This window comes from Rhodococcus sp. IEGM 1318, assembly GCF_033142465.1.
Classification (GTDB): domain Bacteria; phylum Actinomycetota; class Actinomycetes; order Mycobacteriales; family Mycobacteriaceae; genus Rhodococcus_F; species Rhodococcus_F qingshengii_B.
On the sequence record NZ_JAWLSC010000007.1, the window covers coordinates 32,224 to 49,656 of the forward strand.

Genomic DNA, 17,433 nt, shown 5'->3' on the forward strand with positions numbered 1-17,433 from the left:
TGTTGTCCGGCTTGGAGAATCGATAGCCGCGACAACTGAATAGACATGACTGTGGGTGTCCACCACGTGGTGGACACCCACAGCCGGCTTCTCCTTCAACGGCGTCTACGCAAAATCGCCCATCGAACGTGTCAGCGTGCACATCGTCGCCGGGACGAACAGCTATCGTGCATGGCATCTTTTCAAGTAGCTCAGGAACGATGCCTGCAGCCCGGTGACGTGCGTCTCGTGCAACAACGCGGTCGAAACATCCTGCGACCACGCCTTGCCGTGCAACTGCTCCACGACAGCGAGAACGTTACGTGCCAGTCCGCGATAGATCGGAATGGGCCCTGTCAGTTCGGCTTCGTTCAGCGTGACGTGCAATTGCGGCACAACTGAGCCCACGCCGCGCTCCGGCCGGGCCTCGACCATTGTGTGGATCTGGCTGTCAGCGTTCACAACTCCGGGACTACCCGCACCGAAGGTCGCGAATGGGGCCGCGTCGCTCAGCCATGCGTAGAGGGCGAAAAGTCCTCCGTACGAGTACCCGAAGAGTCCGTGCCCGGACTCGCTGACACGTAGCTCCGATGAGTACAGGCGAGGGTGGAGTTCGTTGGTCAGGAAGTCGAGGAAGACGTCCGCGTGGGTGTCTGCCAGCTCCTCGAGGTAGGCGTCCACATACTCCTGGGTCATTGCACCCGAGTCGCGAGCAGCGGCAAGAGTAGCCATCATTTCGTCGCCCACCGGTTCCCCAGGCGGCACGAGATCGCGGTTGCGTAGCCGTGCCCAGTTGGCAGCTTCCTCACCGGCATAACCGACGCTGACCTGGATGTACGGGGCGATCGTCAGATATGGGTCTGCCGGCGTGACGATGAGCGGGGCGGTAAGACCTACAGCCCAGTTGCCGTCCATCACGTAGATCAGCGGTAAGGGATCCGTGAAGTCCGCGTAGCCGGGGGGTGTGGTCACCCAGACGCCGTAGCTGTGCCCCGACTTCGCCGTTATTTCGAAGTACTCCGTGTCTGCGAAGCAACCGTGCAGCATCTCGCTCATCGAACGTCTCCCTTGACGATATTGCCGGACTTCACGACGAGAACAGCCATGTCCGGATCGGCGAACACCTTTGCGTCTCGGAGTGGGTCTTGCTGCCAGGCAACCATGTCCGCCTGCATACCGACGCGGATAGTCCCGACGGTTTCCCCGATACCGAGAATGTCGGCATTGACGCTGGTGGCCGAAACGAGTGCATGCATCGGCGACTCCAACTCCGCGCGCAAGCGCAACTCCTCACCTCGGCGCTTTTGGTGCGGCCCGATGAGGTCCGAGCCCAGGCCGATCCTCAGGCCTGCTGCGCGAGAGGCCTCGAGCGCTCTGGCCATGCGTTGACGTACTCCGGCTGCACGCTCTCGTATTGCAGGGTCCAGGTCCATGCTTTCGGTGTCCGTCAACTGCTCGACCACGGCGAAGGTGGGGACAAGTGCCACGTCATGCTCCCGCATCAGCTGGGCAGTCTCTTCGTCGATGTCGGTGCCGTGTTCCACGCATCGGACGCCGGCCCGCACTGCGTTGCGAATGCCCGCATTGTTGTGCGCGTGGACCGTGACGTAGGTGCCGCGCGACGCTGCTTCTTCCACTGCCACGGAGATTTCCTCGACGGTGAACTGTGTGTCGGCGAGGCGGTCATGGCCTCCGACGACACCGCCGGTGACGCACAGTTTCAGAAATGTTGCCCCTCGGCGGAACGACTCGCGCACGTTGCGTCGAAGCTCGTCGGCATTACCCGACATCAAGGACAAGGCGCAGAGCCCTGGAATGTGGTGCATGTTCCACAGCTCGGTCGGCTCCCATGCGGCCCCGTAGTAGCCGTGTCCGCCGGTCTGGCACTGCACAGGACCACACGAGAGGACACGCGGACCACGCACCTTGCCGCTCGCAATAACGTCGACGACTCCGCCGTCGATGCCACCGACGTCTCGCACCGTGGTGAAGCCCGCGTCGAGGGCATGGCCTGCGGTGGCGAAGATGCCCGCAGCCAGTTCGGCTGCCGAGAGCTCAAACCCGAATTGCCTTCGGATCGGACTCGAAATACCCAGGTGGACATGAGCATCGATGAGCCCCGGAGTCAGAAGCATGCCGTCCAAGTCAACTGTCGTCGAACCCGACGGCGCCTGTCCGATCGCGGTGACAATGCCGTCGCTCACGCACACGTCGACTTCGACCGGGTCAGTACCCGATCCATCCGCGACCATGCCGCCGGCAAACCATACGTCAGTCAAGGGACCTCCCGAGCATTAGAAACCACTCTCCTAAACACTGGTGAATTCGATATGCGGTACCGTACTCAACAGTGGTGAACCCGTCAATGGAGGTAGCGTGAGATCGCCGGTTGGGGAGGGTCGAGAGCGACTGTTACAGGCACTGTTCGACGAGTTCGGTGAAACCGGCCCAAGTCCGAAGCTGTCGATGCGCCAAGTGGCGGAGCGACTCGGAGTGCACCACACGCTGCTGACCTATCACTTCGGATCACGACCAGGTCTCCTCAGCGCCGTGCTGTCGGAAGCGCGCCGCCGTGACAACCTCGTCATCGCCGCGATGGGCAAAGATCTCGGGTTCGCAGCCCTGTGCAGGGCGATCTGGAGCTTCTACTCGAACGCCGAGCATGAAGATCGAAGCCGCACCTTTTTTCACCTGGCCGGACTTGCGGTGTACGAGCACAAAGCATTTCAAGATTTCGCCGCCGACCTCGACGACTTGGCGAACCTCCTCGAAGCGGCAGCCCTTCGCGAAGGATTCACGGTGGTGGATGCACAGCAGCAGAGCATCATCGCAACCGCATGTCTGCGAGGACTGTTGCTGCAGAAATTGCTCACCCCCGACGCGGAGGTCGACGCGGCAGCCGAGCGCTTCATCACCTCGTTGACAGCGTCCACCACGTAAACCCCTCACACACAACCGATCACCCCCGTTCGAGATCACCGGCGCGGGGGCGTTTCACCATGGGCTCGGGCCTGTTTCGGCGTGAGATGGTTCCCTGAATCTCGGTTGAATGGTGGACGATCGCACTTTCGACATCTGTACGAGCGAACTGCCGAAAGATGCGACAAGTGAACCTATCCCGGCGCAGTAGACACACGACATCATCGACAAGTCCGATGATTCATATGAGTTTCGAAAGTCAGGATTGAATTGTGACCATTACCTTCCGTGCCGCAGAGTTGAACAGCGCAAGTGGGATCTTCCAGCAAGCACTGCTCGGCCAACCCAGTGCAGAGCCACTCGGCGGAGACATCATCACTCGTGCAGACGTCGAGTTCACCAGTGACGACGGCCGCATTCAATCCGGAGTCTGGGAGAGCGAACCGGGAAAGTCACGGTGGGAGTTCCTCACCCGCGGCGAGATCATCACCATCGTCTCCGGCGCCATGACCGTGGAGGAGGACGACGGCGATCCCGTACACCTCATTGCCGGTACGAGTGCAATCTTCCCAATCGGATGGAAGGGTACGTGGACGGTCACCGAGACCGTACGCAAGGTGTTCGTCGTATACAACGTATGACCAAGAGAATCCGCAACATCCGACTTTCACGGCGCGTCGTACGGACGGATCTCACGGCGCAGCCCACTTGCCCTGAGCACCTGACGCTGCACTCCCGCCATCACGGAATCCTCGGTGCCGATTACTCTCACATGGTTTCTGGCGCGAGTGATCGCCGTGTACAACAACTCCCGAGTCAGCAGTGACGACGCTTCGGCCGGCAGCATCACCGATACCGTGTCGTACTGACTGCCCTGGCTCCGGTGAATCGTCATCGCGTAGACGGTTTGGACTGACGAGAGCTGGCTCGGGTGAAGCAGAAACGCATCACTACCCCGCTGGAAGGCGGCAATAGGAACGCCATCCTCACGCTGCACGATCACCCCGGCGTCCCCGTTGTAGATCTTGGCCTCGTAGTCGTTGGCCGTCACCAACAGGGGTTGGCCCGGATACCACCTCGTCGGATCCAGGAATTGCCCTGATGCCGTGCCGACCCACTCCATCGCTTGCTGCGCCCACCGCCCGACACCGTACGGTCCGTCACGATGGGCGCACAGAAGGCGGTGTGATTCCAGGCCTTTCAGTGCCCCGATCGCATCACCCACCTCGGCCGACGCCGTCACCACCTCTGAACTCGCGACGATGTCGGCGCGCAATGCGTCAACGTCCTCGGGAGAATGGAAGGAGACGGCGGGATCACCGCTGCGCAGGATACGCAGAACCTCAGCGGAATCTCCCGCTCGGACTGCCCTGGCCAGCAGTGCGATGGTTCCGTCGAAGCGGCGCCCACGGGAGAGTTGAATGATTCCGCCCCGCAGACGATCCTGCTCGTCCGCGCTCAGTGCCTCTTCGGATCCGGCGGCCGCGAGATCGTCACCCACCAACTGTGTCAGCGCCGGATTTCCACTGACTTCTACCGGGCGGGCGACAAGATCAGCAAGAACAGCGCCCGCGTCGACGGAGGTCAACTGATCGGGATCGCCGACGAGAAGTAGTCGGGCATCAGGGCGAACAGCCTCGAGCAGGCGCGCCATCAAGGTGAGCGAAACCATCGACGTCTCGTCGACGACGACCACGTCATAGGGAAGCCTGTTGGTGGCATTGTATTTGAAGCGGCTCGAACTCCCCCGCTGCCAACCGAGTAACCGGTGCAACGTCATGGCCGCGAGTTCTGAGGGAAGGCCAAGGCTCGCGGTCTGCTCACGAACGGACTCCTGCAGCCGTGCTGCAGCTTTACCCGTCGGCGCGGCCAGTCCGATCCGGGCGTTCGATCCCAGCTCTGCCGACAGAAGAGCGAGAATACGTGCGACCGTATGGGTCTTGCCGGTTCCGGGCCCACCGGCGATGACCGTGGTCCACTGTGTCGCGGCGAGAGCAGCGGCTATTCGTTGACGATCAGGGGCGGAGGTCGGCCCGTGCTCGTCGACGAACAACGAATCCAGGCGCGTTCGGACCGCTTTCAGGTCGGCGGGCGGCCACGTGGACGCACGCTCGTCGAGCACTCGCCGAATCGTCTGCTCCTGCAGAAAGTACCGATCGAGGTAGAGAAGCTCACCGTCGTCGGTGTCGACCAACCGGAGCGGTCTGAGAGGTCCGGCGTTGCCGCCGATCACCAGAGGGCTCAGCCGAAGGGCGGCAACGATCTCCGACGGTTCGGGCCACGGCAACGACGCAAGTTCGTCTTCCGTCGCGTTGTCGACGCTCACATCACGCATCCGTCGGAGATCGAGGCACACCGAACCTGATCGCACGGCCCGAACTGCCAACGCCGCGGCCAGCATCACTTCCTCGGAAGTTTCACCGCCAAGGCTGCACACCCGCGTCGCGACATGGACGTCAGCGGCAAGCAGAACCCCAGCTTCGTTGAAGATTCGCACGATCCCTTTGGCGCGCTGCGCCAATTGCGCCTCGGTCATCGGGCCTTCTCCCCTGCCGTGTTCGACGCATCGAGACCGGCCAGCAGATCCGATAGTTCAACCGTCAGCTGAGCAGGCGGTTTCCATTCGAATACACCACATCCCGGCGGACTGTCCGGGCCGAGCATCCCACGCACGAATTGATACTGCGCTCCTCCGAGATGGCGATGCGGATCGTAGTCAGGCAGTCGCCACCGCAGATACCGATGCAGCGCAACCGAATACAGCAAAGCCTGCAAGGGATAGTGCGAGCGCATCATCTCCGTCGCCATGAGTTCGCGCGTGTAGTTGGCAGCCGTCAGATCGCCGCGGCCGAGCCGGTTGGTCTTGTAGTCGACGATCACGAACGACGGGCCCGGGATCCGGAGGACGGCGTCGATACTGCCCGTCAGGAACCCGCGCATCGGTGACGACTCGACGCGGTCGAGATGGTCGGCGTACGACGCCAGAATGTCGCCCGGGGGAAGGTGGCGCCTCAACAGTTCCGACACTCCGCGAAGTGTGACACTCATCGACACCGGATCGTCGCCACCGGCCAGTGGGAGTTCGAAATCGAGTTCGGGAAGGCGATCTTTCGGCGCGATCGTTGCCAAGGTTCCGAATCCCAGTGGAGTCTGCATCACCAGTAACAACGCATCCGCGAGTGCTTCGGAGTCGACCTCGGCCGCCCGAACCGAGACCGCCTCCGCGCAGCGCATACCGAGTTCCGCTCTCAGGTCTGAAGCAGCCGTGTCCACCACCTCGAGCACCTCGTGCACCAGCGTGCCGAATGCGGCGCCCGCCGGAAGTCCGTTCATCGGTGAAGGCAACGCTTCCAGCGGGGAAGAGGCGACGGTCCCGATATCTACGGAATCCTCCGGCTCGTCGTCCTTTTCGGGATCCTCGACCTCACTGTCGGTGGTCGTGACCGCGTGGTGAGCTCCGGCGGTGAGTGCCGAGTACGACGTACGACGCCACAGAGTGTCCAGGTCTCGATCGAAACGCGCCGCGGCCAGTTCGGACACGTCCGCGGCCGCCCTGGACCATTGGACAGGCGAGGGTGGATGCGGACCAACAGGTTCCACCGAGATCACGCCGGAAGCTGCTGCCGGCCAGGTTGCGAGACGTGCTGCGGTTGTACCGTCGTCGAGCACCTTCACTACCCGGGCGGGTTCGGCGATGCCGGGTGTACGTCCGAGCATCAACCGGTGCAGTGGCGAGCGCGAGGTCCCGTAGCTTGGTGCCCACCAGAGCACGAGTTGGCACTGCGCCCGGGTCAGCGCCACGTACAGCAGTCGTAGTTCTTCGCCCGCTTCTTCAGCCTCCGCAACAGTCTTTCTGGCGTTATACCCTGCGCCTTCCTGCCCACCGACGTCGAGGATGCGGCGTCCCTCCGGGTCGTGCAACAACTGCGTCGGCGAGTTGAAGCCGCCCACGCTCTCCCAACTGAACGGGACGTAGACGATCGGAAATTCGAGACCTTTGGTGGCGTGCACCGTTGCGATTTGCACTGCGGCAGCGTCACTGTCGAGGCGACGGCTTCGGTCGGTGGCACTCCCTGACGTCGGGTCCTTGATCCGATCGGAGAGCCAGCGAACCAATGCGCTCAACCCGAACGCTTCCTCAGTGGCGACGCGACCGAGAAGTTGTGCAACGTGCCGTAGATCGGTGAAATCTCGTTCGCCGGAAGGGGCCGCGAGTACACGTTTCTCCAGATTTGTTTCGGCGGAGATTCTTTCGAACACAGCCGTGAACCCGACGCGCGCGAACAGCCCGGAGTAGGAGCGCAGTTGACCTGCAAGTTCTGCGACGACGTTGTCGCCGTCCGCATCCAGTTCTTTGGAGGTGCGCCCGAAAATCGGTGAGAGGGCGGTCAACCGGACGCGATCAGACCGGTGCGGCTGCTCGATCGCCTGCAGCAGCCATAACCACTGCGTCGCACTGGGTGTTGCGAAAACACTGGAACCGCCAGTCAATACGGACGGTACACCTACGGCATCGAGGGCATCGCGGATCATCGCCACCTGCTTGTGGGTGCGCACCAATACCGCGACGTCTCCCGGCTCGACCGGGCGCGGATCACCGTCGACTGCCAAGCGTGCATCGCTGCCCAGCTGACCGACCACGTCTGCTGCGACGTCGTCGGCGACGCGACTGCGAAGTCTGCCGACGGCCGGAAATCCTGAACGATTGAGCGGGCCGGCTCCGGTTCGCGGTAGATGGCGCACACGCATCGGAACCGGCCCGGGCAACCGAGACTTCTTGTGAGACGCCTCCACCGGATGCGCGACGATGCCCTCGTTACCGAGTGCGGCGCCGCCGTAGAGGTGTTCGAGTGCCGCCAACAACCCTGGGTCGCTACGCCAATTGGTGGTCAGCTCCTGGTGTTCGTCCGCCTGATTGACTGCATCGAGATAACTCAGGACTTCTGCCCCGCGGAACGCATAGATAGCTTGTTTGGGGTCACCGACCAGGACCAAGGTGGTGTGCCCGTGGAAGGCCAATCGCAGAATGTCCCACTGCAAGGGATCGGTGTCCTGGAACTCGTCGATCAGCACGACCTTGAATTTCTCGCGCACCCGACGGCACGCGACGGGGCCGTGCTCCGGATCCGTCAATACGCCGTGCAACAGCGTCAAGAGATCGTTGAAGTCGCGAATTCCTTTGGTCCGCTTACGTCGTTCGACCTCGACACGAGCAGCAGCCGCGAACAGAACTCGCTGGCCGGGTGCGGTCTCCTCCTCGCCATCGGGTTCGAGAATTGCCTGGCCATCGCCGACCGCGCTTCGCGCAATGGCCAGCGCGTCCTTCGTGGAAAACGGCGGAGACGAGTCCGTCCGGCTGTAGCGGCCGAGGTACAAATCCGAGACGACCTCACTGATCAGGTCGTCGACCGATTCCACAAAACTTGTGTCCGGCTCACGTTCCCCGGCGATGCCGAGTCCGTCGAGCATCCGTTGGCAGAAACTGTGGGTGGTCGTGATGGTGCCGGCGTCGAACTCCGCGAGGGCACGCAGGAGTCGACGACGCCGCACGCCGATCTCCTCGTCGTCAGCTGTGGCGAGGTATGCCACCAGATCATCTTCCGACCGCCGTGCCGCCTCTGGGTCAACCAGTGCTGCGGACACTCCGGCGAATCTCTCCCTGGCACGCTCACGAAGTTCTTGAGTGGCAGCCCTACTGAATGTCACCAGCAGAACTTGCGAAATGTCAGCGAGGCCTTCGGCAACACAACGGGTCGCGAGTCCGACGATCGCGTAGGTCTTGCCTGTTCCGGCACTGGCCTCCAACACCGTGGTGCCGGTAGGCAGTGGCCCCAAAAGGTCGAAGTCCACGGGTTACTCCGCTCTTTCGTTGGCCAGCAGCGGATCCCAGAGTCGTCGGGCGAGAACTCCGAACCGAGTTGGTTCCTCGGCCCAGACGACTTCGTCGTCCGACGGCGGATCCGCAGCCAACTCCGCCAGTGTTCGAGCTTCTCCGAAAACGTAAGCGTTGCTTGGATCGATCATCTCGCCGTACTGCCCGGTCCACTGGGTGTCTGCACCGTTTGTCGCATCGTCGACCGACTCGCCACCAAAGCGTCGGCGCGCATATTCGGCTGAGGTAGCGGCCCACATCGGCAACGGACGCTGCAACCCCCGCTCGCGTAGGTCCACCAGTTGCTGCAGGATCTCGACCGAATTGCCTGGCGCATCGAGCACCGACCGTGCCGCTGCTATCTTTCCCCGACCCCGTCCGATGGAGACTGCATCGAGCGCACCGGGTCGTCCGTGTGCTTTCAAGGCGAGCAGGTTGATCCAGGCCGTCATCCGATGTTTAGGCGCCAGTGATGAATATGACGCTCGCACAACTGAATTGCCGTGCACACCGGTTACCGTTCCGGTGAGACGACGCCCGTCATCGAGGTCGATGTCGACGTCGACGGCCTCGGAGTCGCCGTCGAGGTGAGGCAATGCAAGACCGGCAAGTTGGTCTACCACCCACTCGACGTTGCCCAGAACCGTGGCGCCCAAGTTGTAGGGCGGCAAAGTACCGCGGCGCCACTCGGCTGCGCGGAAATCTGCGGAGCTGCGTCCAGCCAAGCGCGAGAGAAGCATTCGGTCACCCAGAGCCCAGGTGGACAGTGGATCGAGCTCGGTTGCCAGCGAATCCGCGATGTCGTCGTCGAGTTCCGGTACCCGGACGCCGAGGCGTTGGCGCAGAAAACCACGCGCGGGATGTACGAGGAAGTTCACCAGATCCGCGAGGTTCACTTCCTTGGTTTCTACCAGAGGCAACTCCGTCGACAAGACTGTCGGCAATTCGACGGGTGTTCCGGCGGCAGCCCTCGCACCGGCCAGCGCTGCCGTGTCGAAGCTGAACGGCTTGTCCGGTGAGAAGTTTCGATTGTCGAACGACTGCAACGGATGTCGTGTCAGCACTCCGTTCATCGCGTCGGAACCCACCGTCACGCTGAGTACGTCGAGGAGACCGCTGAGGGGGATCGCCGGCGGTCTGACGACACCGGTGACCGGATCGGCACCGGTATACAACAGAATCAGATGCTCGCCCGCAGACATCACGGCATCGAGAAGCAGTTGCCGGTCCTCACTGCGCAGATCACGCTCCCCCACAACGGGATCACGGGACAAGATGTCGTCACCGTCCACTCCGCCGGTTCGAGGGAACACCTCGTCGTCGAGTCCGATCAGCACGACCACGCGATGCGGCACCGAACGCATCGGAACCATCGTGCACACCGTCAGTTCGCCGGTTCGGAAGTTGGCACGCGTAGGTCTGCCCGCGAGGCTGCGCGAGAGCATCGCGCGAACATCGGCCAGACGTAACACCGTCTCTCCGCCGAATTCGACAGCAGCTACTAGTTCGCGGTGGGCCCCCGCGCTCTGCCAGGAATCGGCGGGCGCTGTGTCGGTCAGCAGATCCAGAGCCCGCATCAGCACGCGAAGCCATTCGGCCGGCGAATGCGGGCCGGCAAGGTCGCGAAGCGAGACGGCCAGGCGATCGACGAATTCTGCAAAACGTCCACTCAGATCGATGTCGGTGCCGTCTACGTCATCGAGTGGCAGCGCGAGATCCAACCAGGCATTTTCCGACTCGTCCGCACTGACCCCCAACAAGATTCGGTCCATGGCGGTATTGAAGGTGTTCTGCGGAAATGAGTCGAGACCGAACGTGGCACGCTGACGACTACCGATTCCCCAGCGAGCACCCGCTTCCGTCGCCCATTCCCGCAGTCTTTCCAATTCGTCGTCACCCCACGAAAAACGTGTGCGGACAGGCTCGGTCGCGGCCAGGTCGAGGACCTCACTGGCTGTGGCCCTGCCGTCGGCCAATTCGAGGAGAGAGCCGAGAACGGCCAGGACAGGATTGGTCTGACGTAATCCGCGGTCTGCCAGCCTTACTCGAAGAAGATGCCCGGGGTGGCCATGGACGCCTTGCCCGAATGCAGCACGAACCAAGGGTGCGTACGTTTCGACGTCCGGGCACATCACGAGTACGTCACGCGGCTGCAATGTCGGATCGTCCTCGAACAATCGGAGCAGACATTCGCGGAGCACCTCGACCTGCCGTGCCGGCCCGTGGCAAGCGTGGACCTGAACTGTCCCATCCGGTTCCGCTGAGACGCTGGGAGCACGATCTGCGATGACGTCGGCTTTGACCGTCGCCAGGAGGGATTTCGGGCCGGCTGGTTCGGGAAGATGCACCGACTCGAACTCGGCGGTACCGAGGCTGATCTGAAGTTCACGAACGTCGCGAGCAAGACTCGACAGCAACGGATTGGCAGATATCAGCGCCGACCCGTCTTCCGAACGTCGGATCGTGCTCTCACTTCGAGGCGGCATGCGCGAGCTCATCTTGGACCACAGCGCGGGGCTGGGATGCGGGAGCCAGACGTGCACGTCCCGATTCGCGCTGAGTGCGCTCAAGATCATTCGCTGATCGACCGGCAGCCGTGTCGGCCCGAAGACCGACAGACGTTCCGGCAGGTCGACCAAGGCCGGGTCCTCGACCAGCGCGCTGCTCACTTGCCCCAGTCGCTCTGCCGGCCCCGGAACGTCGATCTTGTCCGCGACGATGCACCACAGACGTGCCTGCCATTCGAAATCCTCCGACAGCGTCAAACCGTGTCCGTCGGTCAACCGCCCGGCGGCCCAGTCGATCAGCATCTGCGGGCGTTGCGCGGCATAACTGCGGAAGAGTTCGGTGACGTGTGTAGCGGAGGCAAACCGTCGACCTTCACGATGGCCTTCGAGATGCTTCGCCAGAACTCCGCACCAGGGCTCGCCCAGCGACTCGTCGATCACATCGAGAACCGTCCACACCAATCGCATCGGCGACCATGGATCGTCGTCTGCGGTGACACCACTGACCGCGGCCACGGACTCCGCGACCAGGCGCGCGGGTGAAGGAAACACGATGTTCGCAGAAATTCCGTCCACCGCTGACGGCCCGCACGTGCCTAGCTGGGAGGACAGCCGCTGATTGAGCCAACGCTCGATGCCCTTGGCCGGCACTGCGACCGTTTCGCGGGCGAATGGATCCGACAACGGTGTGCGGAGGAGCGTGGCCAACGCCGAGACCAACGTGTCCGAACGCTCGGCCCGGTACAACTTCAGCAATCTTCGCTCCCCTCACTACGTCCAGAGGTCCATCTCACCACGGCGCTGTGACAGGAGACGCCGAACCAGCCTCACGCAGCGGTGACGCGCAGGCAACATGACCGCAACCGGACGTTCGTACTGTGCGGGAATGACCAGTCCCGTCACCACACCTCGCCCCGCTGGAACCGGTCTCGACATCTCCGGCCTCGGCAAGACCTTCGAGATGGGACGTCGGTCGGTGACCGCGCTGACCGACGTGTCCCTCCAAACCAGCGAAGGCTCCTTTCTGTCTCTGCTCGGGCCGTCCGGTTGCGGGAAGTCCACCGTTCTCCGCATTCTTGCGGGCCTCGATACTCCGACGTCGGGAACGGCCCTTGTCAACGGGCAGTCCCCCGCCGAATTGCGCAAGCGTCGCGAACTCGGAATCGCGTTCCAGGATTCGGCTTTGCTGCCGTGGCGGACGGTGACCTCCAACATCAAACTGCCGCTTCAGGTGGCCGGCATCGATCCCGACCCCGACCAGATCGCCGACCTGATCGCGCTCGTCGGCCTCGAAGGATTCGAGAAGGCCAAGCCCGCTCAATTGTCAGGCGGCATGCGTCAGCGTGTGTCGATCGCACGATCACTCGTCGTCAAGCCGAGCGTCCTACTACTCGACGAGCCGTTCGGCGCGCTCGACGACATGACCAGACAACGGCTCAACATCGAATTGCTCAGAATCTGGACCGAGAAGCCGGCGACCACGTTGATGGTGACGCACGGAATCGCCGAAGCCGTGTTCCTCTCCGACGTCGTGGCCGTAATGACGCCGCGGCCCGGACGCGTCCTCGAAGTCGTGCCGATCGACCTGCCGCGCCCGCGGACACCCGAGATGATGCGGACACCCGAGTTCCACGAGATCCACGACTACCTCTCCGGACTACTCTTCGGAAAAGCAGGCGTCGCATGACAATTACCGATATCGAGAACGTCGCGACCGCTGCGGCGCAGCCATCTGTGCCGCGCCGGATCCGATTGAAGCGTCCGGCGTGGTTCGGCGGTGCAGTCGGCATCTGCGGACTGATCGCTCTCTGGTGGATTCTCGCGGCGGCCGGTGTTGCGGGAGGCACGATTCCGACGCCGTGGGTGGTTGTGTCGACGATGTTCGACGACGGTTGGTCGCTGTACGGACCCAATTTCACCGTCACGGCTTCCGGTGCGCTGCAGGGCTTTTTCTGGGGAAATCTGCTGGCGATCACGCTTGCCGTGCTTGTCGTTCTCATTCCGCCCATCGAGGGATTGGCCACGCAATTGGCAATCCTGAGCTACTGCACACCGCTGTTGGCGCTCGGCCCGATCATCCTGGTCGTCTTCGGCGGCCGGACCCCCACGATCTTTCTCGCCGCGATGTACTGCTTCTTCACCACGATGGTCGGCACGCTTGCGGGCCTGAGATCGGCAGACAAGACGAGCCTCGATCTCGTCGCCGCCTACGGCGGTGGGCGTTGGCAGAAGTTCACCAAAGTTCAACTTGTGAGCGCACTTCCGAGCACCTTTGCCGCCCTCAAGATTGCTGCACCTTCGGCCGTACTGGGTGCAATTCTCGGTGAGTATCTCGGCGGGGTGGACAGCGGGATCGGCGTCGCACTCACGGCCGCCCAGACGTCGTACAACGTCCCGCGAACGTGGGGAATGGCCATCGCCGCCGCCGTGCTCGCCGGCCTGGGATACGCCGTCGTCGCAGCGATCGCCCGGCTCGTCACCCCGTGGACGAGCGCTCCGGGAGCACAGAAATGACCGCGGTACGAGGAACATTGAGATTCCTCGCTCCGATTGCCATCGCCTCGGCGCTGTTGCTTGTCGTCTGGGTGGTCTTTCTCAACGCCTTCCCCCAGGTGGGTCCGCGTGTGGGAAAGACGCCGGCCGACGTCTGGGAGTATCTGTTCTCCGGACCGAAATCTGCCGACGCTCGTTCGGGCATCGTCGACAACTTGTTCATCACTCTGCGCGACGCCGGTGTCGGCTTTGCCGTCGGAATGACTGCTGCGCTCGTGGTCGCATCCATTTTTGTCGTTTCGCGCACTGTCGAACAGACTTTCATGCCCGTTGCGATGCTTCTACGATCTGTTCCTCTCGTTGCGATGACCCCGATCATCGTCCTGATATTCGGGCGCGGAATCGTGGGCGTGACGGTCATGGTTGCGATTGTGGTGTTCTTCCCTGCCCTTGTCATGATCATGGTCGGTCTGCGCGCCGCTCCGGCTCAGGCACAAGACCTCATCGCTGCGTACGGCGGGAGTCGTTGGACCGCATTGCGAATGGTGTCGGTACCGTCCGCACTTCCGGCGGTGTTCGCCGCCACTAGGGTGTCAGTGCCCGGCGCTTTGATCGGAGCACTGATCGGCGAATGGCTCGGTAGCGGTCAAGGTTTGGGTTCGAGCATGATCAAAGCCATACCGCGCTACCAGTACAACGAATTGTGGGCATCTATCGTGGTGATCACCGTGGTGTCGATCGTCCTCTACGCCGTCGTCGGGATCTTCGAAAGCATCGCTCTGTCTCGTTTCGGTCCTTCGGCGGGCAAGTCGTGACATCTGTTAACACGACCTCAACAAACTCTCTCTCCCAAGCAAACTGAACGAAACCGACTGGCCCTAGTGTTCCGATTCATGACGCCATTCAAGCCCGTCCGCCAGCTGGACCGCAGGGCCTTCTTCCGCTACTCCGCGCTGACCGGCATCGCAGTCGCCGGTAGTGCATCATTGCTCGCGTGCAGCAATGACTCCAGCAGTTCGAGTGGCGGAACCACGGACGACGGTTCCGAATTCGGAACAGTTGCAGTGCAGTTATCCTGGATCAAGAACATCGAGTTCGCCGGTGAGTACTTCGCTCTCGACAAGGGCTACTACAAGAATGCCGGCTTCGGAAATGTCGACCTGGTGGCAGGCGGCGCAGCCGGCACCGGCGTCGAAGCCGGCTTGGACACCGGCAAGGTGTGGATCGGAATGTCCGCACCGCAGCTCACAGCCCCCGCCGTGCTCGACGGACTGGAGGCAAAGATCGTCGGGGCGACATTCCAGAAGAACCCGTTTGCGATTGTCAGTTCCGCTGCGGCACCGATCAACTCACCACAGGACATGATCGGCAAGAAGATCGGCGTCCAGGATTCCAATCAGCTCGTCTTCGGAGCTCTCCTGGCAGCCAACGGCCTGACCGAAAGCCAGATGACGATCGTGCCCGCGCAGTTCGATCCGAGTCCCCTGGCAAACGGCGAGGTGGACGGCTGGGTCTCCTACGTGACCAACGAGCCGATCACACTGGCCGCCAAAGGTTTCCCCAACGCCCACTTCCTCTTCGCGGACTACAACCTGCCGTTGGTCGCCGAATCGTTCACGGTTCTCCAGTCCACCATCGACAACGAGAGAGACAAGCTCAAGGCATTCCTGAAGGCCGAAATCCAAGGATGGAAGGATGCGGTCGCCGATCCAGCAGAGTCGGCACGCCTAGCCGTCGAGGTCTACGGCAAGGACCAGAACCTGGAACTCGAAGAGCAGATCAAGGAAGCCACCGCACAGAACGATCTTGTGGTGTCGGCAGATACCAAAGCAAACGGGTTGTTCACGATGACACCCCAACTGATCGAACAGAACATCGCGGCACTGTCGAAAGCGGGGCTGGAGATTACGGCGGAACAACTGTTCGACATGTCGATCCTCGAGGAGGTGTACGCCGAGAATCCGGAGTTGATCTGACTGAGCCGAGCGTCAGCGAACCTCTCGCGCGAGTACGCCCGAGATGAATAGTTGTACAAGGACCTCGGCCTTGTACCGGGCATCGGACCCAGCACCAATACAAAGGTTCCCGATGCCTTTGAGCACGTTGTACGCATCGACCCGCGAAGCAGTGCCAACAGACTCGAGCGCTGCCTCCAGGAGGGAGCCACATACCGGGACGAGGCGGTCGACGAAGTAGGCGTGCAGAGCGTCGGACCCGGCGCTGTCTCCTTGCAGTGCGCCGGCGAGCCCATGCTTGGTTACCAGGAACTCCACGAACAAAGCCACCCATGCCCGCAAAGCCGCCTCGGGCGTTGCACTCTCCGCGAGCATCTGTGGGCCCGCGTCCGCACACGCCTCGACTTGGTGTCGGTATACGGCGACCACCAACTCGGAGCGCGTCGGGAAGTGGCGGTAGATCGTCCCCATGCCGACGCCGGCCTTCGCCGCAATCTCCCGCACCGGAGCGTCGACCCCGGACTCTACGAACACCGCTGCCGCCGCGTCGAGCAGCGCCTGCTCGCTTCGACGTGGGCGACCGACTTGCTTGGGCGACACGACGCGCGACTGCTCGTCCTGGGCATCAGCCATGTGCACTCCTCGCTGACTCACGACATATGTTTGCATTACGGAACACGGTTCCGTAATATTGCGGAGCGACGCTCCGATAACCAGTATCGCAGGGTGCAGCCTCAGCAAGGAACTTGCCATGACCACATCAATGATCGACACGCTGAACGGCATCATCGGCGCCGGCACCCCGGTCGTCTCCGTTACCCCCGTCGCGTTGTTCGCCCCCGATCGACCAGTCCCGCTGGAAGTACGTGTGTCTGCTCCGGCGGCAGGCGCGAACCTCCCCGTTGTGGTGTTCTCCCACGGCAACGGGTGGAACCTCGATGGATACTCGCCACTCACGGCATTCTGGGCATCCCACGGATTCGTGGTGATCCAGCCGACACACCTGGACTCGCGCCGGAACGGTTTCGGATTCGATCACCCGGTGTTCCCGACGATCTGGACCGAGAGGATCGCGGATCTCACACGCATCCTCGATCAGCTCGACACCATCGAATTTGCCGTGCCCGGACTTGCCGGCCGCATCGACCGCAGTCGAGTTGCCGCCACGGGTCACTCCTGGGGTGGACAAACCGCTCAGTCACTCCTCGGAGCACGGATCTTCGACGAAGCCGGCCAGGTCGTCGGCCAGGACATGTCCGACAGTCGCGTCACCGCGGGAATCCTTTTCGCAGCAACCGGTCTCGGCGGCGAGAACCTACATCCGTTCGCGCAGGCGAACTTCCCGTTCATGCGCCCCTCGTTCCAGGAACTGACAACGCCGACACTCGTCGTCGCGGGCGACCACGACCAGTCCAAGATGTCCAGCCGCGGACCTGACTGGTTCACCGACGCCTTCACGCACAGCCCCGGAGCCACCGACCTCCTGACCTTCTACGGTGCCGAGCACACACTCGGCGGAATTGTCGGATACGAAGTCGCCGAGACCACTGACGAAAACCCAGAGCGGGTCGCCGCCATCCAACGGATGAGTACTGCCTACCTTCGGACCGCGTTGCGCATCGATGAGACCAGCTGGCCAGCGGCCCGGGCCGCATTCAGCGACAACGCCGACCCGATCGGCCGAGTCGACACCAAGTAATGCGGCAGT

General features: G+C 62.5%; 13 protein-coding genes. 7 read left to right on the forward strand and 6 right to left on the reverse strand.

Going from position 1 to position 17,433, the window contains the following annotated elements:
• Window positions 1–162: 162 nt before the first annotated feature.
• Both R4P65_RS17365 and R4P65_RS17370 read right to left on the reverse strand, forming a co-directional pair.
• A complete protein-coding gene (locus tag R4P65_RS17365; RefSeq protein WP_317827440.1) occupies window positions 163–1,035 on the reverse strand; it encodes an alpha/beta hydrolase in 873 nt (290 codons plus the stop codon).
• Entirely contained in the window at window positions 1,032–2,258 is a 1,227-nt protein-coding gene (locus R4P65_RS17370; protein ID WP_317827441.1) for an amidohydrolase family protein, read from the reverse strand. Before R4P65_RS17370 ends, R4P65_RS17365 begins: the two co-directional genes overlap by 4 nt.
• Before the next feature lie 97 nt (window positions 2,259–2,355).
• On the opposite strand from R4P65_RS17370, the gene R4P65_RS17375 reads away from it, so the two are divergent.
• Window positions 2,356–2,919 carry a TetR/AcrR family transcriptional regulator gene (locus R4P65_RS17375; protein ID WP_317827442.1) on the forward strand — a complete coding sequence of 188 codons (564 nt, stop codon included), beginning with the start codon at window positions 2,356–2,358 and terminating at the stop codon, window positions 2,917–2,919.
• Between the two features lie 251 nt (window positions 2,920–3,170).
• On the forward strand, window positions 3,171–3,539 hold the full coding sequence (locus tag R4P65_RS17380) for a cupin domain-containing protein (RefSeq protein ID WP_317827443.1): 369 nt from the start codon (window positions 3,171–3,173) through the stop codon (window positions 3,537–3,539).
• Window positions 3,540–3,565: 26 nt separating this feature from the next.
• On the opposite strand, the gene recD is transcribed toward R4P65_RS17380, so the two are convergent.
• The 3 genes from recD to recC are packed head-to-tail and all read right to left on the reverse strand — an operon-like array spanning window position 3,566 to window position 12,033.
• Window positions 3,566–5,434 (reverse strand): exodeoxyribonuclease V subunit alpha, encoded by a 1,869-nt coding sequence (recD, locus tag R4P65_RS17385; protein ID WP_317827444.1) that lies wholly within the window; start codon window positions 5,432–5,434, stop codon window positions 3,566–3,568.
• Window positions 5,431–8,748 carry a UvrD-helicase domain-containing protein gene (locus R4P65_RS17390; RefSeq protein WP_317827445.1) on the reverse strand — a complete coding sequence of 1,106 codons (3,318 nt, stop codon included), beginning with the start codon at window positions 8,746–8,748 and terminating at the stop codon, window positions 5,431–5,433. Before R4P65_RS17390 ends, recD begins: the two co-directional genes overlap by 4 nt.
• A 3-nt stretch (window positions 8,749–8,751) precedes the next feature.
• A complete protein-coding gene (gene recC / locus R4P65_RS17395) occupies window positions 8,752–12,033 on the reverse strand; it encodes an exodeoxyribonuclease V subunit gamma (protein ID WP_317827446.1) in 3,282 nt (1,093 codons plus the stop codon).
• A 97-nt stretch (window positions 12,034–12,130) separates the two neighbouring features.
• On the opposite strand from recC, the gene R4P65_RS17400 reads away from it, so the two are divergent.
• The 4 genes from R4P65_RS17400 (at window position 12,131) to R4P65_RS17415 (ending at window position 15,746) form a co-directional block, all read left to right on the forward strand.
• Entirely contained in the window at window positions 12,131–12,964 is an 834-nt protein-coding gene (locus R4P65_RS17400) for an ABC transporter ATP-binding protein (RefSeq protein ID WP_020906250.1), read from the forward strand.
• Window positions 12,961–13,791 (forward strand): ABC transporter permease, encoded by an 831-nt coding sequence (locus R4P65_RS17405; RefSeq protein ID WP_317827447.1) that lies wholly within the window; start codon window positions 12,961–12,963, stop codon window positions 13,789–13,791. Before R4P65_RS17400 ends, R4P65_RS17405 begins: the two co-directional genes overlap by 4 nt.
• Window positions 13,788–14,585 carry an ABC transporter permease gene (locus tag R4P65_RS17410; protein WP_317827448.1) on the forward strand — a complete coding sequence of 266 codons (798 nt, stop codon included), beginning with the start codon at window positions 13,788–13,790 and terminating at the stop codon, window positions 14,583–14,585. Before R4P65_RS17405 ends, R4P65_RS17410 begins: the two co-directional genes overlap by 4 nt.
• A 78-nt stretch (window positions 14,586–14,663) precedes the next feature.
• Window positions 14,664–15,746 (forward strand): ABC transporter substrate-binding protein, encoded by a 1,083-nt coding sequence (locus R4P65_RS17415; RefSeq protein ID WP_317827449.1) that lies wholly within the window; start codon window positions 14,664–14,666, stop codon window positions 15,744–15,746.
• Between the two features lie 12 nt (window positions 15,747–15,758).
• On the opposite strand, the gene R4P65_RS17420 is transcribed toward R4P65_RS17415, so the two are convergent.
• Window positions 15,759–16,358 carry a TetR/AcrR family transcriptional regulator gene (locus tag R4P65_RS17420; protein ID WP_317827450.1) on the reverse strand — a complete coding sequence of 200 codons (600 nt, stop codon included), beginning with the start codon at window positions 16,356–16,358 and terminating at the stop codon, window positions 15,759–15,761.
• A 118-nt stretch (window positions 16,359–16,476) separates the two neighbouring features.
• Between R4P65_RS17420 and R4P65_RS17425 the strand changes: the two genes are divergently transcribed.
• Entirely contained in the window at window positions 16,477–17,424 is a 948-nt protein-coding gene (locus R4P65_RS17425; protein ID WP_317827451.1) for an alpha/beta hydrolase family protein, read from the forward strand.
• The last annotated feature ends 9 nt before the right edge of the window (window positions 17,425–17,433 follow it).

Bases quoted from the DNA above. Each gene is read 5' to 3' on its own strand.
- R4P65_RS17365 (WP_317827440.1), bottom strand. From the start codon at position 1,035: ATGAGCGAGATGCTGCACGGTTGCTTCGCAGACACGGAGTACTTCGAA.
- recD (WP_317827444.1), bottom strand. From the start codon at position 5,434: ATGACCGAGGCGCAATTGGCGCAGCGCGCCAAAGGGATCGTGCGAATC.
- R4P65_RS17400 (WP_020906250.1), top strand. From the start codon at position 12,131: ATGACCGCAACCGGACGTTCGTACTGTGCGGGAATGACCAGTCCCGTC.
- R4P65_RS17405 (WP_317827447.1), top strand. From the start codon at position 12,961: ATGACAATTACCGATATCGAGAACGTCGCGACCGCTGCGGCGCAGCCA.
- R4P65_RS17410 (WP_317827448.1), top strand. From the start codon at position 13,788: ATGACCGCGGTACGAGGAACATTGAGATTCCTCGCTCCGATTGCCATC.
- R4P65_RS17415 (WP_317827449.1), top strand. From the start codon at position 14,664: ATGACGCCATTCAAGCCCGTCCGCCAGCTGGACCGCAGGGCCTTCTTC.
- R4P65_RS17420 (WP_317827450.1), bottom strand. From the start codon at position 16,358: ATGGCTGATGCCCAGGACGAGCAGTCGCGCGTCGTGTCGCCCAAGCAA.
- R4P65_RS17425 (WP_317827451.1), top strand. From the start codon at position 16,477: ATGACCACATCAATGATCGACACGCTGAACGGCATCATCGGCGCCGGC.